The 25440-nt window shown below is 70.0% G+C and carries 18 protein-coding genes and 1 pseudogene; all 19 read left to right on the top strand.

The features are described 5' to 3' along the window. Positions 1-409: ABC transporter substrate-binding protein (locus HMPREF2886_RS08490; protein WP_033961263.1), on the top strand; the 409-nt coding region annotated here is incomplete at its 5' end. 7 nt (positions 410-416) lie between these two features. Next, positions 417-1265: an ABC transporter ATP-binding protein gene (locus HMPREF2886_RS08495; protein WP_003089387.1), complete on the top strand. Its 849-nt coding sequence runs from the start codon at positions 417-419 to the stop codon at positions 1263-1265. 16 nt (positions 1266-1281) lie between these two features. Beyond that, the gene (locus tag HMPREF2886_RS08500; protein WP_033970784.1) at positions 1282-2148 is read left to right on the top strand and encodes an ABC transporter permease; all 867 of its coding nucleotides are present in this window, start codon (positions 1282-1284) and stop codon (positions 2146-2148) included. 109 nt (positions 2149-2257) lie between these two features. After that, on the top strand, positions 2258-2875 hold the full coding sequence (locus HMPREF2886_RS08505) for a LysE family translocator (RefSeq protein WP_003113093.1): 618 nt from the start codon (positions 2258-2260) through the stop codon (positions 2873-2875). Positions 2876-2970: 95 nt separating this feature from the next. Continuing rightward, positions 2971-6720, top strand: coding sequence for a non-ribosomal peptide synthetase (locus HMPREF2886_RS08510; protein WP_070747131.1), 3750 nt, complete (start codon positions 2971-2973; stop codon positions 6718-6720). Between the two features lie 29 nt (positions 6721-6749). Further along, positions 6750-7838: a TauD/TfdA family dioxygenase gene (locus tag HMPREF2886_RS08515; RefSeq protein ID WP_033978354.1), complete on the top strand. Its 1089-nt coding sequence runs from the start codon at positions 6750-6752 to the stop codon at positions 7836-7838. Beyond that, positions 7835-8854 (top strand): TauD/TfdA family dioxygenase, encoded by a 1020-nt coding sequence (locus tag HMPREF2886_RS08520; protein WP_070747133.1) that lies wholly within the window; start codon positions 7835-7837, stop codon positions 8852-8854. The genes HMPREF2886_RS08515 and HMPREF2886_RS08520 overlap by 4 nt, the downstream gene beginning before the upstream one ends. 19 nt (positions 8855-8873) lie before the next feature. Next, the gene (locus tag HMPREF2886_RS08525; protein WP_070747135.1) at positions 8874-15251 is read left to right on the top strand and encodes a non-ribosomal peptide synthetase; all 6378 of its coding nucleotides are present in this window, start codon (positions 8874-8876) and stop codon (positions 15249-15251) included. Positions 15252-15317: 66 nt separating this feature from the next. Then, positions 15318-15860: a YbaK/EbsC family protein gene (locus HMPREF2886_RS08530; protein ID WP_033970795.1), complete on the top strand. Its 543-nt coding sequence runs from the start codon at positions 15318-15320 to the stop codon at positions 15858-15860. A gap of 219 nt (positions 15861-16079) precedes the next feature. Beyond that, entirely contained in the window at positions 16080-17531 is a 1452-nt protein-coding gene (locus HMPREF2886_RS08535) for a carbohydrate-binding protein (protein ID WP_033970796.1), read from the top strand. Positions 17532-17707: 176 nt separating this feature from the next. Then, a complete protein-coding gene (locus HMPREF2886_RS08540) occupies positions 17708-18457 on the top strand; it encodes a GntR family transcriptional regulator (RefSeq protein ID WP_033970797.1) in 750 nt (249 codons plus the stop codon). Continuing rightward, positions 18454-20178, top strand: a complete 1725-nt coding sequence (locus HMPREF2886_RS08545) for a fumarate reductase/succinate dehydrogenase flavoprotein subunit (RefSeq protein ID WP_070747137.1) — start codon at positions 18454-18456, stop codon at positions 20176-20178. Before HMPREF2886_RS08540 ends, HMPREF2886_RS08545 begins: the two co-directional genes overlap by 4 nt. Before the next feature lie 84 nt (positions 20179-20262). Then, positions 20263-20508, top strand: a complete 246-nt coding sequence (locus HMPREF2886_RS08550; RefSeq protein WP_003089354.1) for a 4Fe-4S dicluster domain-containing protein — start codon at positions 20263-20265, stop codon at positions 20506-20508. A 135-nt stretch (positions 20509-20643) separates the two neighbouring features. Then, positions 20644-22050 carry an ABC transporter substrate-binding protein gene (locus HMPREF2886_RS08555; protein ID WP_070747139.1) on the top strand — a complete coding sequence of 469 codons (1407 nt, stop codon included), beginning with the start codon at positions 20644-20646 and terminating at the stop codon, positions 22048-22050. 24 nt (positions 22051-22074) lie between these two features. Next, complete coding sequence (locus tag HMPREF2886_RS08560) at positions 22075-22872, top strand: ABC transporter permease (RefSeq protein ID WP_070747141.1); 798 nt, start codon at positions 22075-22077, stop codon at positions 22870-22872. Then, positions 22869-23723: an ABC transporter ATP-binding protein gene (locus HMPREF2886_RS08565; protein ID WP_070747144.1), complete on the top strand. Its 855-nt coding sequence runs from the start codon at positions 22869-22871 to the stop codon at positions 23721-23723. The genes HMPREF2886_RS08560 and HMPREF2886_RS08565 overlap by 4 nt, the downstream gene beginning before the upstream one ends. Then, positions 23720-24685 carry a HEAT repeat domain-containing protein gene (locus tag HMPREF2886_RS08570; RefSeq protein WP_070747146.1) on the top strand — a complete coding sequence of 322 codons (966 nt, stop codon included), beginning with the start codon at positions 23720-23722 and terminating at the stop codon, positions 24683-24685. Before HMPREF2886_RS08565 ends, HMPREF2886_RS08570 begins: the two co-directional genes overlap by 4 nt. Continuing rightward, on the top strand, positions 24682-24963 hold the full coding sequence (locus tag HMPREF2886_RS08575) for a DUF971 domain-containing protein (protein ID WP_070747148.1): 282 nt from the start codon (positions 24682-24684) through the stop codon (positions 24961-24963). Before HMPREF2886_RS08570 ends, HMPREF2886_RS08575 begins: the two co-directional genes overlap by 4 nt. A 341-nt stretch (positions 24964-25304) precedes the next feature. After that, positions 25305-25440, top strand: a pseudogene (locus HMPREF2886_RS34240) (porin); the annotation flags it as partial.

Raw genomic sequence — 25440 nt, forward strand, 5'->3', positions numbered from 1 at the left:
CCCGCCGTTCCAGGACCAGGCGCTGGCCAACCCGAAGGTCCACGTGGTGCTCGACAGCTACGAGCTGCTGGGGCCGAACTCGCCGACCGTGCTGTTCGCCACGGAGAAGTTCCGCCAGGACAACCCGAAGACCTACCGGGCCTTCGTCGAGGCGCTGAAGGAGGCGGCGGCCTTCGCCCAGAACGACAAGGCGGCTGCCGCCGATACCTATATCCGGGTGACCGGGGCGAAGATCGACCGCGCCGCGCTGCTGAAGATCATCGCCAATCCGCAGGTGGAGTTCAGCGTCACGCCGAAGAACACCTATCCGCTGGCGGAGTTCCTCTACCGGGTCGGTGCGATCCGCAACAAGCCGGCCTCCTGGCAGGACTATTTCTTCCAGGACGGCGCGCCGTTGCAGGGGAGTTGAGACGCCGATGAACGCCGCCTCCCGCCAACCTTCCACGCTCCCCGCCGACGCCCTGCTGGCGGTGGACGGAGTCAGCCTCGAATACCGCACCCGCTCGCGCGTGGTGCGGGCCACCCAGCGGGTCAGCTTCGAAGTCGACCCGGCCGATCGCTTCGTCCTGCTCGGCCCGTCCGGCTGCGGCAAGTCGACCCTGCTCAAGGCGGTGGCTGGCTTCATCACGCCCAGCGAGGGCGAGATCCGCCTTCAGGGACAGGCGGTCAGGGCGCCCGGCCCCGACCGTATCGTGGTGTTCCAGGAGTTCGACCAGTTGCCGCCATGGAAGACCGTACGGCAGAACGTGCTGTTCCCCTTGCGGGTGTCCGGCCAGGTGGCGCGCGACGAGGCCGAGCGACGCGCCGACGAATGCCTCGAGAAGGTCGGCCTGGCGGGCTTCGCCGAGGCCTACCCGCACACGCTGTCCGGGGGCATGAAGGCGCGGGTGGCGATCGCCCGGGCGCTGGCGATGCAGCCGAAGATCCTGCTGATGGACGAGCCGTTCGCCGCGCTGGACGCGCTGACCCGGCGAAAGATGCAGGAAGAACTGCTGCGCCTGTGGGAAGAGGTGCGTTTCACCTTGTTGTTCGTCACCCATTCCATCGAGGAGGCGTTGGTGGTGGGCAACCGCATCCTGCTGCTTTCGCCGCACCCGGGGCGGGTCCGGGCCGAAGTGCACGGCCACCCGTTCGGGCTGCACAGCCTTGGCGGCGAAGCGCTGCAAGCCGCGGCGCGACGCATCCACCGCTTGCTGTTCGACGAGGGCGGCGAACCGACGGCGGCCGAGACGCTCGACTTCGCCGATATCCGGCTGGCCCACTGAGCAAAGGAGCCGATCGATGAGTCGAGTCACGCGCGTTCGCGAAGAATACGAAGTCCAGCTCGAACCCCTGCTGGAGGTCCCCCTGGAGCGGCGCCTGCCCCTGGGCCAGCGTCTCTGGCAACAGGGCTGGCTGCGCAAGGGGCTGATCCTGGCGCTGCTGGCGCTGGCCTGGGAGCTGGCGGCGCGGGTCCAGGGCAACGACCTGCTGCTGCCAGGCTTCCTGCAGACGGCCAGGGCCTTCGGCGAGGGCCTGGCCAGCGGCGAACTGCCGGCCAAGGCGGGGATCTCCCTGCTGGTGCTGTTCAAGGGCTACCTGCTGGGGATCGTCCTGGCCTTCGTTCTGACCAGCCTGGCGGTCTCCACGCAGTTGGGCCGCGACCTGCTCGGGACCCTCACGGCGATGTTCAACCCGCTGCCGGCGATCGCGCTGCTGCCGCTGGCGCTGCTCTGGTTCGGCCTGGGCCAGAACAGCCTGATCTTCGTGCTGGTGCATTCGGTGCTCTGGGCGCTGGCGCTGAACACCTATGCCGGTTTCCTCGGTGTCTCGGAGACCCTGCGCATGGCAGGGCGCAACTACGGCCTGCGTGGCCTGCGCTTCGTCCTGCTGATCCTGGTGCCGGCGGCGTTGCCGTCGATTCTCGCCGGGCTGAAGATCGGCTGGGCCTTCGCCTGGCGCACGCTGATCGCCGCGGAACTGGTATTCGGTGCGAGCAGCGGCAAGGGCGGCCTCGGCTGGTACATTTTCCAGAACCGCAACGAGCTTTACACCGACAAGGTATTCGCCGGCCTGGCAGTGGTGGTGCTGATCGGCCTGCTGGTGGAGAACCTGGTGTTCGGCAGCATCGAGCGCCTCACGGTGAAGCGCTGGGGAGTGCAACGCTAGGGCGGCGGGCGGATGGAGTGTTACGGCAACTTTCTCGGCAACTGTTGCGCTGGCGCGGCGGCAAAGCGGAGTAACGTCTTGCCCGCACCCACTTCAAAGGATGGAACGAATGTCGCTCTCCGTGGATCTGCTGCTGGCGTTCTCCCTGTTCGCCTTCGTCACCTCCGTCACGCCCGGTCCGAACAACACCATGTTGCTGGCCTCGGGGGTCAACTTCGGTTTCGTCCGCTCCATCCCGCACATCCTCGGGATCAGTTGCGGCTTCTTCATCATGGTGATGGCGGTGGGCTTTGGCCTGGGCACGGTGTTCGAGGCCTATCCGGTGCTGTACACCATCCTGCGCTACGTCGGCGCGGCGTACCTGCTGTACCTGGCCTGGAAGATCGCCACGTCCGGCCCGGCCGGCAACGACCCGGAGGGGCGTGGCAAGCCGTTGAGCTACTGGGGCGCGGCGGCGTTCCAGTGGGTCAACCCGAAGGCCTGGGTGATGGCGGTCGGCGCCATCAGCACCTATACCCCGTTGCAGGGCTACTTCACCAACGTGGTGGTGATCTCGACGGTATTTGCCCTGATCAACGCGCCGACCATCGGAATCTGGGCCGGTTTCGGCAGCATGCTGCGCAACGTGCTGCGCGATCCGCGCTGGCTGAGAGTGTTCAACGTAGGGATGGCGCTGCTGTTGGTCGCGTCGCTGTACCCGATCCTGGCGGAAAGCCATTCGGCCTGACCTGTCAACACCCTATCAATTGTATTAGCTCGTAACTCGTCGCCATTTCGTGAAGAGTTTTTCGCTCGGTGCCCAGCCTCGGAAGGGGGAGAGCGATGCAGGAGCGACATGGCTTACCGTTACGCAGCTTTTCGTCGGGCAAGGCGCTGACCGCGGGACGCGCAGCGCGCCCGGAGGTTGCGCAGGAGCGGCGCTACCTGCAAGGCGCCCCGCTGGGGCTGGAGTTGCCGGGACGAATCGCCTTGCGCGACCCGCATTGCGCCTGGCAATGGGTCGAGCCGGAGGCGGCCGCGGAAGCGTTCCCGGCGGCGCACTGGCTGGCGGCGTTCCTGGTGCTGCTGGGACGCTACGGCAACGAAGAGATCACCCTGGGCTTTCCCGAGCCGATCACGGTTCGCGGGCGGCAGGCGCCCGCGCTGCTGCGTTCCGCCTACCGGGCGATGGAGTCGTCCGCCGGACGTAGCGCGCGGCTGGCGGAAGAACTCGATGACGCCCGGCGGCAGCTATCCGCCGACGGCCAGGAGCGCGCCGCCCTGGCCGGGCGCTGCGCGGTCCAGGTGCTGGCGGCGCGGCCGACGGCGAGCAGCCCCGGCTGGCTGGCCCTGGTGCTGGCGGCGGACGGCAGCGTCGGCCTGGCTCTGCGCGATCCCCAGTGCGACGAATTGCGGCGTATCGCCGGCCATCTCGCGCGGCTGGCGCGCGGCCTGGTCGACGCCCAGGCCTGCGTCGGCCGGCTGCCCTGGCTGGACGCCGACGAAGAGCGCCGTTTGCAGGCCCTGCGCAGCGAGCCCCAGGCCGCCCCGCCGCGCGGCGTACTCCACCATCTGTTCGAGGCCCAGGCGCGGCGCACGCCGCAGCGCATCGCCGTGCACGCCGCCGACCGTAGCCTCAGCTATGCCGAGCTGGAGCGCGAAAGCGCCGCGCTCGCCGTGCGCCTGCGTGCCGCCGGGGTGGCTCCGGAGCAGCGGGTCGGGGTCTGCCTGCGGCGCGACAGCGGCCTGCTGGTCGGCCTGCTTGGCGTGCTCCGCGCCGGCGGTTGCTACGTACCGCTGGACCCGGCCTACCCGGAGGAACGGGTGGCCTACATGCTCGACGACGCCGACTGCCTGCTGGTGCTGGTCGACGCCAGCACCCGCGAACGGGTCGCCGCGCTGGGCCGGCCGTGCCTGGCGCTGGAGGAGGGCGGCGACCAGGCGAACGGCCTGGCGCTGCCCGCGAGCGAGGTCGGCGCCGACCACCTCGCCTACATCATCTATACCTCCGGATCCACCGGACGGCCCAAGGGCGTCGCCATCGAGCACGGCAGCGCCCATGCCTTCCTGCGCTGGGCCGGCCAGCACTACGCCGCCGAAGAGTGGAGCGGGGTGCTGGCGGCGACCTCGGTGTGCTTCGACCTGTCGGTCTACGAGCTGTTCGGCACCCTGGCCGAAGGCGGCACGCTGCACCTGGTGGAAAACCTGTTCAGCCTGCCGGACTACCCGCGCCGCGACGAGATCAGCCTGCTCAATACCGTGCCCTCGGTGTGCGCCGCGCTGCTCGCCCTCGGCGACCTGCCGGGCGGGGTGCGCACGCTGAACCTGGCCGGCGAACCGCTGCGCGGCCACCTGGTGCGACAGATTCGTGGCCAACCCCAGGTACGGCGCCTGGTCAATCTCTACGGGCCGACCGAGGACACCACCTATTCGACGGTGCACGAACTGGACCTGCACGCCGAAGCGCTCGACGAGCCGCCCATCGGCCGACCGCTGCCCGGCACCACGGTGGAGGTGCTCGACGGCTTCGAGGCGCCGCTGCCGCTGGGCGTGGCCGGGGAGCTGTACCTCGGCGGCATCGGCCTGGCGCGTGGCTATTTCGGCAAGCCGGAGCAGACCGCCGAGCGTTTCCGCGTCGATCCGGGCAGCGGCGAGCGCCGCTATCGCACCGGCGACCGCGTACGCATGCGCGAGGACGGCGTGCTGGAACACCTCGGCCGACTCGACGACCAGGTCAAGTTCAACGGCTTCCGCATCGAGCTGGGCGAGATCGCCTCGTGCCTGGCGAGTTTTCCCGGGGTGAGCGAAGCCTGCGCCATGCTCACCGAGGACAGCGCCGGCCTGCGCCGGCTGGTCGGCTACCTGGCGGCACCGCTCGCCCCGCCGCTCCAGGCGCTGAACGAGCACCTTGGGCAAAGCCTGCCGCACTACATGCTGCCGTCGGCGTTCGTGGTCCTGGCGGAACTGCCCAAGACGCTCAACGGCAAGATCGACCGCAAGGCCCTGCCGCGTCCCCAGGCGACCGGCGCCGAGCCGCAGGCGCTGCCCAGCGATCCGCTGGAGCAGGCGCTACACCAGGCCTGGCAGGCGCAGCTTGGCGCGCCGCCGCGCGCCGGACAGGGTTTCTACGCCGCCGGCGGCGACTCCCTGCGGGCGGTGCACCTGCTCGCGACGCTGCGCCAGCGACTGTCCCGGCGAGTGCCGTTGCAGGCGTTCGCCGGCGGCCCGGCGACTCCCGAGGCACTGCTGGAACTGCTGCGCCAGGCCGCGCCCGAGGGCGACGAGCCGGAGCCGAGCGCCGGCAGCGCTGGGCTGAGCCTCGCCGAACGGCGCCTGTGGCTGGCCCAGCAATTGGTGCCGGAGGACACTTCGTACAACCTGCTGGCCCACCTGCGCATAGTCGGCGCCACGGCCGACGCCATCGAACAGGCCTTGCGCCAGTTGCTGGAACGGCATGTGGCGCTGCGCCGGCGTGTCGAAACGGGCGTCGACGGGCCGCTGCCCCATGCGCTGGCGGCGCAGGCGGTGCCCCTGCAACGCCTGCTGGCGAGCGACGCAGCCCACGCCGAGCGGCTGCTGGAGGATGGCGTGCGCCGTGAGGGCGCGCGAGTCTTCGACCTCGCCCACGAGGCGCCGGCACGCCTGATGCTGGTCGTCACCCGCGACAGCGCGCGTGCCGACCTCCTGCTCAGCGTCCATCACTACGCCTTCGACGATGTGTCGCTGGCGGTCTTTGCCGCGGAGCTGAAGACGCTGCTCGATGGCGGCCGCCTGGGCGTGCTCGCCAGCACGCCGGAACAGGTTGCCGCCCGCGAGCGCGCGGCGTTGGCCTCGGGACGCCTGGAGCGCGTCGCCGAGCGCTGGGCTGAGCGTTTGTTGCCGCTGGCGAAGGCTCCCGGCGTCGCGCCGGCGCGCCCGGAGGAGAGCGGCGGGCGCGCCGGCCAGCGCCTCGCCCTGCCGGTTTCCGCCGCCGTCCATGCCGCCTGCCGGGCGCTGGCCGAACGTACCTCGGTAAGCCCGTTCAGCGCTGCGCTACAGGCCTTCGCCGAAGTGCTCGGCGCCGAACTGGGCGTCGACGACCTGCTCGTCGGCGTGGCCCTGGCCGGGCGTTCGCGCCTGGAAATGCAGGGGCTGGTCGGCTGCTTCGTGAACCTCCTGCCGCTGGCTGTCGGCCTGCGTCCGGAGCAATCCGCGGAGTGGCGCCTGCGCCAGGTCGGCCATGATCTGCTGGAACTGCTCGAACACCAGGACGTGCCCCTCGAATGCGTGACCCAGGCTCTGCGCCGGCGTGGCGCCAGCGGCCTGCCGATCCGCATCGCCTGCGGCGCGCACAACGGTCGGGCGGCCCCGGCGGTGGATGCCGGGGTGCGCGTCGAAGCCGACTTCATTCCGCTGCCTGGCGCGCGCCTGGACCTGACGCTGTGGCTGGAAGACCGCCCGCAGGGTTGGCTGGCGGTCTGGACCGGGGCCAGCGCGATCTTCGACCTGCACCGCATCGAGCGCCTGCACCAGGCCTGGGAGCGGCGCCTGCTGGCGAATGCCGGCGAACCTATCTCGAAACGCATGTCGCCGGAGGGCTGCAACGCTTCCTGACGACCCCGAGCCTCCCACGGAGAACAGCGATGGAACGAACAGCTCCCAGTCTCACCGGTCGCGGCTTCGCCCGGCCGCGCAACCTCAGCCCGCGCAGCAGCGAGGCGCTGGTGCGGCGCCCGGCGGCAGAGCGCGACGGCCTGCCGCTGCTGATCGAGGCACAGGCTCCCGGCCTGTCCCTGGCCGACTGGATCCGCGAGCAGGGCCAGTCCCTGCACGACGACCTGAACCTGGCTGGCGGCCTGTTGCTGAGAGGCTTCGAGGTCGACTCGGCGGAGCGCTTCCGCGCGGCCGCCGCTGCCTTCGCCCCACGACTGCTCGACTACAAGGAGCGTTCCTCGCCGCGTAGCCAGGTCAGCGGCGAGGTCTACACCTCCACCGAGCATCCGGTGGACCAGCCGATCTTCCTGCATAACGAGCAGTCCTATACCGCCGACTGGCCGCTGTACATCATGTTCCATTGCCAGGTGGCGCCGCTCGAGGGCGGCGCCACCCCGGTGGCGGCCAACCGGCTGGTGCTCCGCCACCTGCCGGACGAATTGCTGGAACGCTTCGGGCGCCTGGGCATCCTCTACGTGCGCAACTACCGCGCCGGCCTCGGCCTGTCCTGGCGCGAAGCGTTCCAGACCGACAGCCGAGCCGAGGTCGAGGCGTTCTGCGCCGAGCACCGGATCGCCCATGCCTGGATCGGCGACGAGCACCTGCGCACCTGGCAGAGGCGCGCGGCGTTCCAACGCCACCCGTACACCGGCGAGCGCCTGTGGTTCAACCACGGCATGTTCTTCCATGCCACCAGTCTCGAGCCGGGCCTGCGCGATGCGCTGCTGCGCAGCGTCGCCGAGGAAGACCTGCCGTACCAGACCTACTACGGCGATGGCAGCCCGATCGAGGCGCAGACCCTGGCGACCATCCGCAGCGCCATAGACCGCGAGACGCGGCGCTTCGACTGGCGCGTGGGCGACGTGCTGATCCTCGACAACATGCTCGCCCAGCACGGCCGCGAGCCGTTCCGCGGGCCGCGACGGATCCTCACCATCATGTCCACGCCGTATTCCAGCCTGGCGCCCGCCGACGTCCCGCCGACACCTTCGCGCCTGGCGCTCGGAGGTGCCGCATGAGCGCCTCGTTCAGCGCGCCGCGCCTGCGCCCCCGCCAGCTCTCGGCCGGCGACCTGGTGGAGGAGAGCCTGCTCGACCCGGCCAACGGCTACCTGCGCATCGTCCGCGCGCGCCAGCCGGGCATGGACCTGCGGCAATGGATCGCCTCCGCCGGCGCAGGGCTGCGCGACAGCCTGCTGCGGCATGGCGGCATCCTGTTTCGTGGCTTCGCGGTAGACGGCGCGGAGGGCTTCTCCCAGGCGGTGCGAAGCTTTTCGCCGAACATGCTCGACTACCTGGAGCGCGCGGCGGCACGCCAGGAAGTGGCGCACCGGGTGTTCACCTCCACCGAGTTCTCGCCGGATGGCTGGATTCCGCCGCACCACGAGATGTCCTACTCGCACAACTGGCCGAGCTATATCCACTTCTACTGCCAGACGCCGCCCGCCACCCAGGGCCGCACGCCCCTGGCCGACGAGCGCCGGGTCAGCGCCCGGATACCCGAGGCGATCAGGCAGCGCTTCCTCCGCCATGGGGTGTGTTACGTGCGCAACTACGGGCCGGAGATCGACCTGACCTGGCAGGAAGGCTTCCAGACCGACAATCGCGCCGAGGTCGAGGCCTACTGCCGGCAGACCGGTACCCAATGGACCTGGCTCGACGACCAGCGCCTGAATACCCGCCAGGTCCGCCAGGCGATGGTGCGCCACCCGCTCAGCGGCGAGCCGCTGTGGTTCAACCACGCGCACATGTTCCATGTCTCCAACATGCCGCCGGCCCTGGCCCGGGCCTTGCTCGACGAGGTCGGCGAACAGGGCCTGCCGCGCAACGCCTACTACGGCGACGGCAGCCCGATCGAGGCGGAGGTGCTGGACACCATCCGCGCCGCCTACCGCGAGGAAACCCGCGCGTTCGCCTGGGAGCGCGGCGATGTCCTGATGCTCGACAACTTCATCAGCGTCCACGGCCGCGAGCCGTACACCGGCGAGCGCAAGGTGCTGGTGGCGATGACCGACCTGCATGTCCACCAACCCTGAACCCGTGCGAGGGATAGCCATGAGTGCGTCAGAAGACCTGCAATCCGCTGTGCAACCGGCCACGAGCGAAGCGCTCGAAGGATTCCCGCTGTCCCCCTTGCAGACCCGCGCCTGGCGCCGCCATGCCGAGCGGCCGGAAAATACGGTTGTCGGCGTGCGCCTGCGCGCCCCGGCCGATCCCGTGGCGACGCTGGAGCGGCTGCGCCGGGCGCTGGACGGCGAGGCGCAACTGCGCGTGGCCTACCGGACGATGCCGGGCATGAGCCTGCCGGTGCAGGTACTGGATGGGCGCGCGGCCGACCTGTTGGTCGAGCGCCTGCCGGGAGACGGCGACTGGGCCGGGCGCTTCGCGCGCGAAAGCGCGCGTCTCGCCGCTTCGCCCCTGGGCGGGGAAGGCCAGCCGGTACTGGCGCTCGGCCTGCTGCTGGACGCCGCCGGAGAGACGCTCCAGGGGCTGTTGCTGGCGGCGCCGGCGTTCGTCGTCGATGCGGTCAGCCTGGCGGCGCTGCTGCGCCGCGGCCTGGGGCAGGCCGGCCAGGCGAGCGCGGACGAGGGCGACGAGGCGCTGCTGTTCCAGCATTTCTCCGAATGGGCCAACGAGGCGCTGGCCGGCGAAGACGGCGAAAGCGCCAGCGGTTACTGGCGCGAGCAGGCGGCCGTTGCGGCGGAGAGTCCGCTGGCGCTGGCGGACGACCTGGGCGAAGGCGAGTGGACGGCGCGGCGCCTGCTGCCGCGCGCGCTGCTCGAACGCCTGGCCGCCAACGGCTTGCCGGAGGCGGCCGCCCTGCTGGCCTGGACCCAGGTCGCCGGGCAGTTCCAGGGCGACGAGGGACTGCCGCTGGAAATGGCGCGACTGGTCTCGGGGCGCCTGTTCAACGAGTTCGCCGAGCTGGCCGGACCGTTCGCCGGGGTTGCGCCGCTGTGCCTGGAGAATGTCCGCGCGGGTAGCGTCGGCGAGCGGCTCGACGCCCTTCAGGCGGCGATCCTCGCCCAGGAGGAGGCAGCGGCCCTGCGCGATCCCTTTGCCCCCGCCTGGCCGCTCGCCGAGTTGGGCTTCGCCTGGCTGGCGGGAGAGCTGGACGGTGCCGGGGTGGCCGAGCTGGACTGCCGGCAGCCGCCGCTGGGCGGGTTCCTCGAGTTACAGGTGCTGCCCCACGGCGAAGGCCGGCTGGCCAGCCTGAGGGTCCGCCGCGACAATGACGGAGCGCTGGCCGGGCGCCTGCTCGACGCCTGGGTCGAGTGCCTGGAAAGCATCGCCGCCGACAGGCAGCGCCCCCTGGCCGGGCTGCCGTTGATCGGTACGGCCGAGCGCGAGCGCTACCAGGCCTGGCAGGGCGAGCGCGTGGAGCCTGCGCCGGTGGATTCCCTGGTGGCCGCGTTCGACCTGCGGGTCTCCTTGCAGCCGCAGGCGCCGGCGTTGCTGGATACCCACGGCAGCCTGGATTTCGCCGCGCTGCGTGCGCGCAGCGAGGCGGTCGCCGAAGCGCTGCTGGCTGCCGGCGTGCGGCCCGGCCAGGCGGTGGCGGTGATGACCGGGCGCAACCGCGAGGCGATCGTCGGCCTGCTCGGGGTGATGCGCGCGGCGGCGGTGTACACCCCGGTCAATCCGGAGTTTCCGGCGGCGCGGGTGGAGCGGATGCGCGAAGCGGGCGGAATCGTCTTCGCCCTTGCCGATGCCGAGTGCGCCGGGCGCGCCCGCGAGGCATTCGCCGGGGCCTGCCTGGACCTGTCGACGCTGCCGCTTGCCGGCAGCGGCGCGAGCCTGCCGGCGCCGGGCGGGCGCGATGCGGCCTACATGATCTTCACCTCGGGCACCAGCGGCCAGCCCAAGGGCGTGGTGGTCGAGCACGCCAGCGCACTCAACCTGTCCCAGGCCCTGGCGCGCACGGTATACGCCGATGTGGTGGGCGAGGGCCTGCGGGTGACGGTCAACGCGCCGTTCTCCTTCGACTCCTCGATCAAACAGATTCTCCAGTTGCTCTCCGGCCATTGCCTGGTCCCGGTGCCGCAAGAGGTGCGCAGCGATCCGCAGCGGATGCTGGGGTTCCTCGAAGAACGGCGCATCGACGTGCTCGACTGTACCCCGTCGCTGTTCCGCCTGTTGCTCCAGGCCGGCCTCGACGATGCCCACCCGGCGCTGCCCGGGCGCATCCTGGTAGGGGGCGAGCGCTTCGACGAAGCGTCCTGGGAGGTCGCCGCCGGCTGGCGCCGTTGCCAGGTTTTCAATCTCTACGGTCCTACCGAAGCCACGGTGAACGCCAGCCTGGCGCGGGTCGCCGAGCATGCGCGGCCGACCATCGGCCGCGCCCTGGCCAACGTCGACCTGCATGTGGTCGATGGTCTCGGGCGTCGCAAGACCCGTGGCGCCAGCGGCGAATTGTGGATCGGCGGCGCCGGGGTGGCGCGCGGCTATGCCGGCGATGCCGGCGAGGCGGCCGGGCGCTTCCTCGAGGAGGGCTGGCCGGGCAGCGGCCGCCTGTACCGCAGCGGCGACCTGGTGCGCTGGCGCGCCGACGGTTGCCTGGAGTTCCTCGGGCGGATCGACGAACAGGTGAAGATCAACGGCTACCGTATCGAACTGGGCGAGATCCGCAGCGCGTTGCTGGAACACCCGGCGGTGGGCGAGGCGGCGGTACTCACCGACGAGGCCGATGCGGCCGAGCCGGGCGCGGATCGCCGGATCGTCGCCTTCGTCACCGCAGCCGGGGAGACCGCGGACGAGTCCTGGCTGGAAGTCGACCTGCCCAGCGGGCACCGGGTCGCCGGACTGAACCTCAACGAAACCGAGTACGTCTACCAGGAAATCTTCGTCGACGAGGTCTACAGCCGCGACGGCATCGTCCTGCCGCCGGACGCGGTGGTCCTCGACGTCGGTGCCAACATCGGCCTGTTCTCGTTGTACGTCGCCAGCCGCGCGCCGCGCGCACGAGTGGTCGCCTTCGAGCCGCTGGCACCGATCCGCCGGCGCCTGGAGGCCAACCTCGGACGCTACGCACCGCAGGTCGAGGTATTCGGCATCGGCCTGTCCGACGTCGAGCGCGAGGAAACCTTCACCTACTATCCGGGCTACTCGACCTTCTCCGGGATCGCCGAATACGCCGACGCCAGCGGCGAACGCGACGTCATCCGACGCTACCTGAGCAACCAGGGCGAGGAGGGCGGGGCCAACCTGCTGCTGGACAACATCGACGAAATCCTCGACGACCGCCTGCGCGCCGAAGCCCACCGCTGCCGCCTGCGCCGCCTCGACCAGGTGATCGGCGAACTGGGCCTGGAGCGTATCGACCTGCTGAAGATCGACGTGCAGCGCGCGGAGATGGATGTGCTGCTCGGTCTCGACGATGTGGCGCTGGCCAAGGTCCGGCAGATCGTCCTGGAGGTCCATGACAAGCGCGACGGTGCCACCGCCGGCCGCGCCGATGCCTTGAGCGACCTGCTGCGCCGCCATGGCTTCGAGGTGAGCATCCGCCAGGACGCGCTGCTGGAGGGTACCGACCGTTACAACTGCTACGCGGTGCGCCCGGGCTATGCCGAGTCGCTGGCCGAGCGCATCGACTGGCGCGCGGTCGCGCCGCGCCCCGCCACGGCCCTCGGCGGCGAGCTGAGCGAGCGGGCCCTGCGTGGCTTCCTCGAGGCGCGCCTGCCGGCCTACATGCTGCCGAGCCGGATCGCCCGGGTCGAACGCCTGCCGCTGACCGCCGAAGGCAAGCTCGACCGTCGCGCGCTGTTGGCGGCGCTGGCCGCCGAGGCGGCCGCGCAGACCCTGGAAGCGCCGGCCAATGCCACCGAGGCGGCCCTGCTGGAGATCTGGAAGAGCGTGCTGAAACGCCCGGCGATCGGCGTCAGCGACAATTTCTTCCAGGTCGGCGGCGACTCCATCCGCCTGATCCAGATGCAGGTCATGGCGCGCGAGGCGGGGCTTGCCTTTACCCTGCGCGACGTGTTCAACCACCAGAGCATCCGCGAACTGGCGCGCCTGCTGGCCGCTCCGGCGAGTCCGGCGGATGCGGCCGGGACCTCGGTGCCGCAGACGCTGGAGCCGTTCGCCCTGTTGTCGGCGGCGGAACGCAAGCGCCTGCCGGAGGGGCTCGACGACGCCTACCCGATGACCAGCCTGCAACAGGGCATGCTCCTGCAAAGCGAGGCCAGCGGCGATCCACGGCTGTTGCACAACGTCGTCCTGCACGAGGTGCATGGACGCCTGGACGGCGAGTTGCTGGCGCGCGCCTGGGCGATCCTGATCGGCCGCCACGCGATCCTGCGTACCGGCTTCGACCTGCACGGCGGCCAGGTTCCCCTGCAATGGGTCCACCCGGCCGCTGCGGTCGCCGCCGAGGTGCCGGTGCACGACCTGTGCGGCCTCGATGGGGAAACACGACGCCTGCGCCTGCGTGCCTGGATCGAGGAAGAGCAGGCCACCCCGTTCGACTGGAGCCGCCCACCGCTGGTGCGCCTCGCCGCGCTGGCGCTGGACGAGCGGCGCTTTGCCCTGGGCGTCGCCGAACACCATAGCGTGCTGGACGGCTGGAGCCTGCAAAGCCTGGTGGACGAGCTGCTGGCGGTCTACGCCGACCTTCTCGCCGGTGTCGTCGCGCGGGAAGCGGAAGCGCCCGCGGTAGGCTTGCGCGACTACGTGGCGCTGGAGCGTGAGGCCGAGGCCAACGCCGGCTCGGCGCTGTTCTGGCTCGACTACCTGGCCGGCGCCCGTTACCGGCCGTTGCCCGGCCTGGCGGAGGTGGGGCCCCGGCGGATGGCGGCGATCCGCGTGGACGTGCCGGCCGACAGCCTGCCGCGCTTGCGCGCCCTGGCCGAACGCAGCGGCTTGCCCTTGCGTTCGTTGTTGCTGGCGGCGCATGGCCGGGCGTTGTGCCGCTTCAGCGATGCCGATGAAGTGGTCACCGGCTTCGTCAGCCACGGGCGCCCCGAGGAGCCGGGAGCGGACCGCCTGCTCGGCCTGTTCCTGAATACCCTGCCGTGCCGTCTGTCGGCTTCCGTCGATCTGCTCGACAGCGCTCGTCGCGCATTCGACTACGAGCGCGCGAGCCTGGAACATCGGCGCCATCCGCTGGCGGCGATCCGCAGGCGCAACCGCGAGTTGCGCCTGGACAGCCTGTTCAACTTCGTCGATTTCCACCAGGACGACGCCGCGCCGGCGGCGGAATTGCGGCGTGGCGGCATCCTCGACCAGGTGGTGGTGGACGTCGACGTGCCGCTGGCGGTGGACTTCGAGGTGGCCGGCGAACGCCTCGAGGTGGGCTTCCAGTACGCCGCCGGACGTTTCCCCGCCGAGCGCGCCGAGGCACTGGCCGGCGCCTACCGCGAGGCGTTGCTGGCGCTGCTCGGAGACCCGGTGCGGCCGTCCGCGGCGGCCCAGGCCGAGGACAGCGTGGAGCTGCGGCGGGTGCTCAAGGTGTTGTCCCGGGTGCTCGGCCGGCCGCTGGCGGCCGACCAGGGCTTCGCCAGCGCCGGCGGGCATTCGCTGCTGGGCGTGCAGGCGATCGCCGAACTGCGCCGGCTGACCGGCAGGCAACTGAGCCTGGGGCTGTTGCAGGGCGATCCGGATGCCCGCGAAGTGGTGCGCCGCTGCCATGCCGCCGACGCGCCGCCGTTGCCGCCCGCCACCGAGCGCGCCCGGGCGCTGTGGTTGCAGCGCAGCGGGAGCGCGCAGCCGCGCCTGCGCCTGATCGCGCTGCCGCCCGCGGGCGGCAACGCCGGCACTTTCCGTGGTTGGGACGCGCGCCTGCCGGCGGACGTGGAACTGCTGGCGATCCAGTATCCGGGGCGCCAGGAACGCCAGGACGAGCCGTTCGTCACCGATGTAGAGGCCATGCTCTGTGCCATCGACGACGCGCTCCTGCCATTGCTCGACCGACCGTTCGCCCTGGTCGGCGCCAGCCTCGGCGGCATGCTCGCCTACGAGCTGGCGGCACGCCTGGAAAGCCTGCACGGCCTGCGCGCCAGGCAGTTGTTCGTGATCAGCAGCCGCGCTCCGGGGCCGGACCTGGAATACCCACGCTTCCATGCGATGGGCGACGCCGAGTTGCTGCGAACCCTGCGCGAGTACGACGTTCTGCCGCCGGAAGTGCTCGACGACCCGGAGCTGCGCGAGATCAGCCTGGCCACCCTGCGCGCCGATTCGCGCCTGGCCGCCGACTATCGCTATCGGCCGCGCGAGCCGTTGGCCATACCGATCACTGCGATCCTCGGCGAGCAGGACCCGGGCGTCTCCAGGGCGGCCATCGACGGTTGGCGGCGGCACGCCAGCCGCTACGAGCTGGAGACTCTGGCCGGCGGCCATGGCCTGGTGGTGACGGCGGCGGAGGAGGTCTGCGCGATCCTGCGGCGCCGCCTGGCGCCCGATGTACCTGGCGGCGTGCCGGCGAACCTGGCAACCTGAACCGCGCCCCCTGCAGCCCGCCTGGCGGCAGGGGGCGGTGCCATCCGTTTTCATCCGAGGTTGCCCATGGTTCTGCGCGAATACACCCAACGCCACCGGCTCGACGCCGTCGCCCCGGCCGACTACCACCGCCATCTGCCGGAGCAGGTCGCGCGCGGCCTGCCAGCCGCCGAGCTGGTGGTGTTCCGCGTCGCCGACGAGCATTCCGACACCGCGGCGTTCAGCGCACGCTACGGCTTTGGCCTGGAGGACTGCGCCAACACCCTGGTGCTGCGCTACAAGCGTGATGGCGCCGAAGGCTATGCCGCGGTGGTCAACCTGGGCTCGCGGCGGCTCGACGTGAACGGTGCGGTCAAGGCGCTGCTCGGTGCCCGCCGGCTGTCCTTCGCCGCCCGCGAGGTCGCCACTGAGCTGACCGGCATGCAGTTCGGCGGCATCACCGCGTTCGGCTTGCCCGAAGGCATGCCGCTGCTGGTCGACGCGGCGGTCCTCGAACGGCCGCTGGTGGTGATGGGCGCCGGGGTCCGCGAGACCAAGCTGCTGCTGTCCCCGGAACTGTTGAAAGACCTACCCGGAGCGGTGGTCGCCGAACTCAGCGAGGCCGGTTGAGCCCGACGCGGAGCATCGCCGCCGCGGCTCTGCCAATTGTGGTAGGTGAAGCCTTCCGCCGTCTCTGCAACCATGCCCCCGCCCTGATCGCGACAAACGCGGAATGCCCCGTGGTAGACGCTCGCGCCTGTTTTTCCTAAGCGTTCGCGGCGGCCACGGTGGCGGTTCGTCGAGCAGCCCCTCCGGATGCGTTTCCTACCTTCATCCGAGGAGCGGTAAATGATCAGGATCGACTTTTCCCAGTTGCACCAGGCCCGCGAAGATGCCGCGGCGGCCATGCCGAGCATCGCCGGCAAGAAGATTCTCATGGGCTTCTGGCACAACTGGCCGGCCGGTGCCGCCGACGGCTACCAGCAGGGCTCGTTCGCCAACATTGCGCTGGAAGACGTGCCGAGCGAGTACAACGTGGTCGCCGTGGCCTTCATGAAAGGGCGCGGCATCCCGACCTTCCAACCCTACAACCTGTCCGACGCGGAGTTCCGCCGCCAAGTCGGCGTGCTCAACGCCCAGGGCCGCGCGGTGCTGATCTCGCTGGGGGGCGCCGACGCGCACATCGAGCTGCATGCCGGGCAGGAGCAGGCACTGGCCGCCGAGATCGTCCGCCTGGTGGAAACCTACGGTTTCGACGGCCTGGACATCGACCTCGAACAGAGCGCCATCGACCTGGCCGACAACCAGCGGGTGCTGCCGGCGGCCCTCAAGCTGGTGCGCGAACACTACGCCGGGCAGGGCAAGCACTTCATCGTCAGCATGGCCCCGGAGTTCCCCTACCTGCACAAGAACGGCAAGTACGTGCCTTATCTGCAGGCCCTGGAAGGCGTCTACGATTTCGTCGCGCCGCAGTACTACAACCAGGGCGGCGACGGCCTGTGGGTCCAGGAGGCGAACGGCGGCAAGGGCGCCTGGATCGCGCAGAACAACGATGCGATGAAAGAGGATTTCCTCTATTACCTCACCGAGAGCCTGGCCACCGGCAGCCGCGACTTCGTGCGGATCCCGGCGCAGCGCCTGGCCATCGGCCTGCCGAGCAACGTCGATGCGGCGGCTACCGGCTACGTGATCGATCCCGCCGCGGTGAGCAACGCGTTTCGCCGCCTGGAAGCCGCCGGTCATGCGATCAAGGGCCTGATGACCTGGTCGGTGAACTGGGACGACGGCCTGAACAAGCGCGGCGAGCGCTACAACTGGGAGTTCCGCAAGCGCTACGCCAGCCTGATCCATGGCGGCGAGGGCGGCGACCAGCGCCCGGCGGCGCCGCAGGGCCTGCGTTTGCTGGAGCGCGGCGAAACCAGCCTGGTGCTGGCCTGGAACGCTTCCAGCGGGCAGCGTCCGATCGATTACTACAGCCTCTATCGCGACGGCGCCATGGTTGGCCAGAGCGCCGCGCTGGGGTCCACCGACAGCGGCCTGACGGCGGACACCCGCTACAGCTATTTCGTCACCGCCACCGATACCCAGGGCAACCAGTCGCTGCCCAGCGAAGGCCTGGAGGTCAGCACCAGCGGCGGGGCGGTGGATCCGCAATTCCCGCAATGGCGGGAAAACCAGGCCTACCGGGTCGACGATGGGGTGACCTACGAGGGGCTGCGCTATCTCTGCCTGCAGGCGCACACCTCCAACGCCGGCTGGACGCCGCCGGTAGCCTTCACCCTCTGGCGGCCGCTGCGCTGAGGGGGGCGGGCCGGTCCGCGGTGCGGGCCGGTCCTTTGGCCGGCGAGAGCCACGCACGGGCGGCGCCATATCCATATGCGTTTTCGGTATTTCCGCTTGATCGTTCATGGCGTTTACCATCACGGCATAACTTGTTATAACAAGTGTTCGAACCACTCCTGCAAGCGAATCCGACCATGGGCAAACTGCTCCCGCTTTCCCCCGTGCCGCTGTACAGCCAGCTCAAGGAGCTGCTGCGCGGACGCATCCTCGACGGCGTCTACCCGCCGCTCAGCCGCATGCCCTCGGAGAACGAGCTGGGCAAGGCCTTCGACGTCAGCCGCATCACCGTGCGCCAGGCGCTCGGCGACCTGCAGAAGGAAGGGCTGATCTTCAAGATCCACGGCAAGGGCACCTTCGTCGCCCGGCCGAAGGCCTTCCAGAACGTCAGCACCCTGCAAGGCCTGGGCGAGTCCATGACGCAGATGGGCTACGAGGTCATCAACCGCCTGCACGGCCTGCGCTACGTACCGGCCGGCGCGCGGGTGGCCGAGCGCCTGCGGGTGGAGGAGGGCAGCCCTGTGTGCGAGATCAAGCGGGTGCGGCTGGTCAACCGCGAGCCGGTTTCGCTGGAAGTCACCTACCTGCCGCAGTCGCTCGGCGAGCGCCTGGAGAAGGCCGACCTGGTGACCCGCGACATCTTCCTGATCCTCGAGAACGATTGTGGCATTCCCCTCGGCCATGCCGACCTGGCCATCGACGCGGTGCTCGCCGATGCCGACCTGACCCGCGCCCTGGCGGTCGAGGAGGGCGCGCCGATCATGCGCATCGAGCGCCTGACCCATGCCGCCGACGGCGCGCCGCTGGACTTCGAATACCTCTACTACCGCGGCGACGCTTTCCAGTATCGCCTGCGCATCGATCGGCAGAAGGGAGAGCGGGCATGAACACCCTGGAGCAGGAATACGACATCGTGGTGATCGGCGGCGGCACCGCCGGGCCGATGGCGGCGATCAAGGCCAAGGAACACGACCGCGAACTGCGCGTGCTGCTGGTGGACAAGGCCAACGTCAAGCGCAGCGGCGCCATCAGCATGGGCATGGACGGGCTGAACAACGCCATCGTCCCCGGCCACGCCACGGCGGAGCAGTACACCCGGGAAATCACCGTGGCCAACGACGGCATCGTCAACCAGGCGGCGGTATACGCCTATGCCAGCCACAGCTTCGAGACCCTGCGGCAGCTGGATCGCTGGGGCGTCAGGTTCGAAAAGGACGAGACCGGCGACTATGCGGTGAAGAAGGTCCACCACATGGGCGCCTACATGCTGCCGATGCCGGAAGGGCACGACATCAAGAAGGTGCTCTACCGCCAGCTCAAGCGTGCGCGGATCCCCATCGCCAACCGCCTGGTCTGCACCCGCCTGCTCACCGATGCCGAAGGCGCGGTGAACGGCGTACTCGGTTTCGACTGCCGCAGCGGCGACTTCCATGTGATCCGCGCCAAGGCGGTGATCCTCTGCTGTGGCGCGGCGGGCCGCCTGGGCCTGCCGTCCTCCGGCTACCTGATGGGCACCTACGAGAACCCGACCAATGCCGGCGACGGCTACGCCATGGCCTATCATGCCGGCGCCGAGCTGGCCAACCTGGAATGCTTCCAGATCAACCCGCTGATCAAGGACTACAACGGCCCGGCCTGTGCCTACGTCACCGGCCCGCTGGGCGGCTATACCGCCAACGCCAGGGGGGAGCGCTTCATCGAATGCGACTACTGGAGCGGGCAGATGATGTGGGAGTTCCACCAGGAACTCGAAGGCGGCAATGGCCCGGTGTTCCTCAAGCTCGACCACCTGGCGGAGGAAACCATCCAGACCATCGAGGACATCCTCCATGGCAACGAACGCCCCAGCCGCGGGCAGTTCCACGCCGGGCGCGGCACCGACTACCGCCAGCAGATGGTCGAGATGCACATCTCCGAGATCGGCTTCTGCTCCGGCCACTCGGCCTCCGGCGTGTGGGTCAACGAGAAGGCCGAGACCAGCGTGAAGGGCCTCTACGCCGCCGGTGACATGGCCGCGGTGCCGCACAACTACATGCTCGGCGCCTTCACCTATGGCTGGTTCGCCGGGCGCAACGCCGCCGAGTACGTCGCCGGGCGCGCCTTCAGCGCGGTCGACCGCGCCCAGGTCGAGCGCGAGCGTGCGCGGATCGAGGCGCCGCTGCTGCGCGAGCATGGCCTGCCGGCGGCGCAGGTGGAGTACAAGTTGCGCCGGCTGGTCAACGACTACCTGCAACCGCCCAAGGTGACCCGCAAGATGGAGTTGGGCCTGCAACGCATCCAGGCCATCGCCGAGGACCTGGAACGGATCAAGGCGGACAACCCCCACGAGCTGATGCGCGCCCTGGAAGTCAGCGTTATCCGCGATTGCGCGGAGATGGCCGCGCGTGCCTCGCTGTTCCGCACCGAGAGCCGCTGGGGCCTGTACCACCACCGGGTGGACTATCCGCGGCGCGACGACGAGACCTGGTTCTGCCACGCGCACCTGAAGAAGGACGAACAGGGGCGCATGGCCAGCTTCAGGAAACCGGTCGAACCCTACCTGTTCGCCATCGACGAGGGCGAACAGCAGGCCTACCAGCGCCTGCGGCTGAGGAACGACGCCGCCTAGGGCCCACGCCCCGGCGTAGTACCGCTAGACACCGAGCCCGCCGCCACGAAAGCGGGCCAGATCGAACCACGAGGACCGCGTGCCATGGCCTACCGACCCCAGGACATCTTCTTCCGCAGCAGCGCCCCGGTGACCATCGACGAAGACCGCTGCATCGCCGACAAGGGCTGCACCGTCTGCGTCGAGGTCTGCCCGATGGACCTGCTGGCCATCGATCCGACGACCCGCAAGGCCTACATGGCCTACGACGAGTGCTGGTACTGCATGCCTTGCGAAAAGGACTGCCCGACCGGCGCGGTGAAGGTGGAGATTCCCTACCTGCTGCGCTGACGCCCGCTCCCGGCAAGCGAGGCAGAACCCGCCATCCGGCCCACTCCCGGACGCCACCCTGAAACACCCCTCGTTTCCCACCACCGTCCGGGTGGCGGAGACGATTCCCATGACCATGATTCGAGGGGAATCCCCATGCGACTGCGTGCAATCCTGGCCAGCCTGGCGCTGGCCCTGACTTCCCTGGGTGCCCAGGCGGAAACCATCCGCGTGGCCATCGGCACTCAGGACACCACCATCAACTGCGCCGCCGGCGGGCTGCTGATCCGCGAGCTGGGCCTGCTGGAGAAATACCTGCCGCGCGACGGCCGCTACAAGGATGCGGACTACCGGGTGGAGTGGAAGAACTTCACCAGTGGCGCACCGCTGACCAACGAGATGGTCGCCGGCAAGCTCGACTTCGGCGCCATGGCCGACTTCCCCGGCACCTTCAACGGCGTGGCCTTCGCCGCCGCCGGCAAGCGCAGCCTGTTCATCAGCGTGCTGTCCGGCAGCCCCCGTGGCAGCGGCAACGGCATCGTGGTACCGAGCGGCTCGCCGGTGCAGTCGCTGGCCGAACTGAAAGGCCAGACCATCTCCGTACCGTTCGCCTCCACCGCCCATGGCATGCTGCTGCGCGCGGTGGCGGCGCAAGGCTGGGACCCGCAGCGCGACGTGACCATCATCGCCCAGCCGCCGGAAATCGCCGGTTCGGCCTTGCAGGCGAACAAGATCGCCGCCCATGCCGACTTCGTACCCTTCGCCGAGCTGTTCCCCAATCGCGGCTTCGCCCGCAAGATCTACGACGGTTCCCAGGCCAACGCGCCGACCTTCCATGGCGCGCTGGTGGACGCCGCCTACGCCGAGCGCTATCCGGAGGTGGTGGTGGCCTACCTGCGGGCGAGCATCGAGGCCAATCGACTGTTGGCCGCCGAACCTGAGAAATACAGCGAGCTGATCGAGAAGGTCACCGGCATCGAGGCCGAGGTCAATTACCTGTTCCACGGTCCGCTCGGCCTGCAGACCCGCGACCAGACCTGGAAACCCGAATACCGCCAGGCGCTGGCGACCTCCATCGACACCCTGAAGCTGCTGAAGAAGGCCGACCGTGGGCTGGACGTCGAGCGTTTCGTCGACGACCGCTACATCCGCGATGCCTACCGTCAGGCCGGGCTGGACTACCAGGCGGTGCTGGCCGACTACGCACCGTCGCCGCTGCGCGCCAGCGACGCGCGCAGCGGCCGGCCGATCGAGGCGTTCGAACGGGTAGCGCAGATCTGGGTGAAGGGCGAGGCCAGGGTGCGCCATTACGCTTCGCCGGAGTCGGCCCTGGCCGATCTTGCCGAGCTGAAGGCGCAGGGCAAGGCGATTCGTGCGATCTACGCCCAGGATCGCGACAGCGGGATCAAGCTGCTGGCCAACCAGGCGTGGTTCGTCCGCGACGGCGAGGGTCGCCTCAACGCCTTCCTGCTCCGCGAGCAGGCCCAGGACTATGCCCGCCGCCATGGCGGCGAGGTACGCGACTTTGCCGCCGCCAGCCAGCAGGCGCTGGCGCTCCGCTGAGGCGGGCGTCTTCGGAGTCCGCCCATGAGTTCGCTTCCGATCTCCCGACCCTGGCGCTGCGCCACCCGCGCCGCTTCGCTGGCGGCCTGCCTGGCGTTCTGGCAGCTCGCCGCCGGTCTGCAACTGGATCTGGGCCTGGTGACCTTCGCCAACGTGCCGACGCCCGGCGCGGTGTTGCTGGCGGCCTGCAACCTGGCCCAGTCCAGCGTGCTCCTGGCGCACCTCGGCGCCAGCCTGGCGCGGGTCTTCGCCGGTTACCTGCTGGCCGCCGCGCTGGGCATCGCCCTCGGCCTGGCGATCGGCCGCTCGGCCTGGATCGAGGCCTTGCTGCTGCCGCCGCTGGAAGTGCTGCGGCCGATCCCGGCGGTGGCCTGGATTCCCCTGGCGATCCTGATGTTCCCTTCGTCGGAGGCCTCGATGATCTTCATTACCTTCACCGGCGCGCTGTTCCCGATCCTGCTCAATACCGTGCATGGCGTGGAGGCGCTCGATCCGCGCCTGCTGGCTTCGGCGCGCAGCCTGGGGGCGGGGCGCCGGGCGCTGCTGCGCGAGGTGCTGCTGCCCGGCGCCGGACCGGGCATCTTCACCGGCCTGGCGATCGGCATGGGCACCTCCTGGTTCTGCCTGGTGACCGCCGAGATGATCTCCGGGCAATGGGGACTGGGTTACTACACCTGGGCTTCCTACAACATCCAGAACTACGACGAGGTGGTGGTCGGCATGCTGCTCATCGGCCTCTTCGGCATGGGCAGCAGTGTGTTGGTGAAGCGCGTCGGCGCGTCGCTGACGCCCTGGTACGCGGCGGGAGGCAAGGTCCGATGACGACGGCCGGCAACAGCCTGGGGCGCATCCAGGTCCGCGACCTGAGCATCCGCCTGGGGCGGGGGAGCGAAGTCTTCGAGGCGGTCCGCGATCTGAGCCTGGAGGCGCGGCCGGGCGAGTTCGTCTGCCTGCTCGGGCCTTCTGGATGCGGCAAGTCGACCCTGCTCGGCGCCCTGGCCGGCCACCTGCGGCCAAGCGCCGGCAGCGTGAGGGTCGACGGCCGGAGCGTGGAGGGACCTTCGCCGCAGCGTGGCATGGTATTCCAGCAGCACACCCTGTTCCCCTGGCGGCGGGTCCGCGACAACGTCGCCTTCGGCCTGAAGATGCAGGGCCTGGCCCGCGCCGAGCGCAACCGGCGCGCCATGGAGATGCTCGGACTGGTGGGATTGGCGGACTTCGCCGGGCGCTGGCCCGGCCAGCTGTCCGGGGGTATGCAGCAGCGCGTGGAGATCGCCCGGGTGCTGGTCAACCGGCCGCGCCTGCTGCTGATGGACGAGCCCTTCGGCGCCCTCGACGCGCAGACCCGGCTGAAGATGCAGACCTTGCTGCTGGACGTATGGGCGCGGGTCCGCACCACGGTGCTGTTCGTCACCCACGACATCGACGAGGCCCTGTACCTGGCGGACAGGGTGCTGGTGATGAGCCCCCGTCCGGGACGGATCATCGCCGACCTGGCGCTGGACTTCCCGCGCCCTCGCGACACCCGGCTGGTGACCAGCGCCGACTTCGTGCGCCTGAAACGCCACTGCCTGGAACTGCTCGACCACGACGACGGCCGCCAGTTGCCGCGCCTGACCCCGCTCGGCTTGCCGCCGGGCATTACCCCGGACCGACTGCGGATCGCCATATGACCTGTGAAAACGCCACACTGCCCGAAATCCTCGCACTGTCGCCGCGCCTGGAGGACGCCGATCCCGGCGTACGCCGCCTGGCGCTGATCGAACTGGCCGACCTGGAGCTGCCGGAGGCGCTGCCATTGCTGGTTGCGGCCCTGCGCGACGATCCCGACCCCGGCGTGCGCGGCGAGGCAGCGCGCCTGCTGGAGGCCTGGGAGGAAGACGCGGTGGTCGATGCGCTCTGCGTGGCCCTGGCCGATCCGGTGCCGGCGGTGGCCGATGCCGCCGCGCAGAGCCTTGGCGAACTCAAGGAACCGGCCGCCGGGCGGCGCCTGCTGCCGTGGCTCGAGCATGCCGATGCCTTCGTCCGCGCCAGCGTATTGCGTGCGTTGCGCGAACTGCGCCTGGAGGAGAGCGCCGCGCCGGCCCTGGCCGCCCTCGGCGATCCGCAGGCGGCGGTGCGCCGCGAGGCGGTGGCGGTGCTCGGCTGGCTCCGCCACCAGCCGGCCCTGGCCGAACTGGCCAGGCTGGCCAGCGCCGATGTCGACCCGGAGGTACGCCGGGCGGCCACCGGCGCCCTCGGCCTGAGCCGCGAGGCGGCAGTGTTGCCGGCGCTCTGCGCGGCGTTGGCGGATGTCCAATGGCAGGTTCGCGAAGAGGCGGCGACGACCCTTGGCAAGCTGGGCCGGGAGGAGGCCGGCGAGCCGCTGCTGAAGGCCCTGGCGGACGACTACTGGCAGGTCCGCCTGCGCGCCGCCCGCGCACTCGGGCGCTTGCGCCACCGGCCGGCGCGGGAGGCGCTGGAAGCATTGCTCGGCCATCCCATCGGCAACCTGCGCAAGGAGGCCGCCCTGGCCCTCGGCGAACTGGCGGACCCGGCCTCGGCCCAGGCCTTGCGGGTCGCCGAAGGCGACGGCGATCCCGAGGTGCGCAAGGCGGTGCGCATCGCCCTGGCGCAACTGCGGGTGCCGGCATGATCCAGCCGCCGCTGCGCCTGCGCAACGCCGCCAGGGACGGTTGGCTGATTCTCGAATGGTCGGACGGCACGGTCAGCCGGATCGACCATGCCCGCTTGCGCGCCGCCTGTCCCTGTGCGCAATGCCGGGCGCAGCGCCTGCGCGGACGGATCGACGCGGCGGAGCAGGGCGTGCGCCTGCGCGATATCCGCCTGCAGGGCTACGGCGTGCAGTTGCTGTTCGACGATGGTCACGAGCGCGGTATCTACCCCTGGTCCTATCTGCGCGACGAACTCTGAGACGGGTATTGTTCCGCTCCCGGCAACAACGTGAAGCGCGTTCATGGGTTTCAGGCTGTTGCCAATCCCTGCGTTGTCCCCGTCCCGCCACGACCGTCGACCGAGCGAGCCGCTCGAAGGCCCGCCGCCTGGCTTCGTTGTCGTTTCCGTAACACTGTTTTCCAGCCTGAAACGTTTCAGCTTTGCCTGCAAAGACCTTATCATTCGCAAATTAACCATTGTTCTGCTTGGCTCAGATCATGAGCCCTCTTCATAAATCCATGCTTCTTGCAAGGTTATCGAGGGAGTAGAACGGTCGCTGCGTGCGGCCAGTCGACCATTCGCAACGAGGAAGCGTTCGCGTGAAATCCCATCTTCTCCGCCCGGCCCTGCGCCCCGTGGCCGGCGGCCTGTTGTCCGCCACCCTGCTGTGCAACGCGGCGCACGCCGCCGAGGCGTTCTCCCCGAACTCGAAATGGATGCTCGGCGACTGGGGCG

Origin of the sequence: Pseudomonas sp. HMSC066A08, assembly GCF_001813025.1 — a bacterium.
Classification (GTDB): domain Bacteria; phylum Pseudomonadota; class Gammaproteobacteria; order Pseudomonadales; family Pseudomonadaceae; genus Pseudomonas; species Pseudomonas aeruginosa.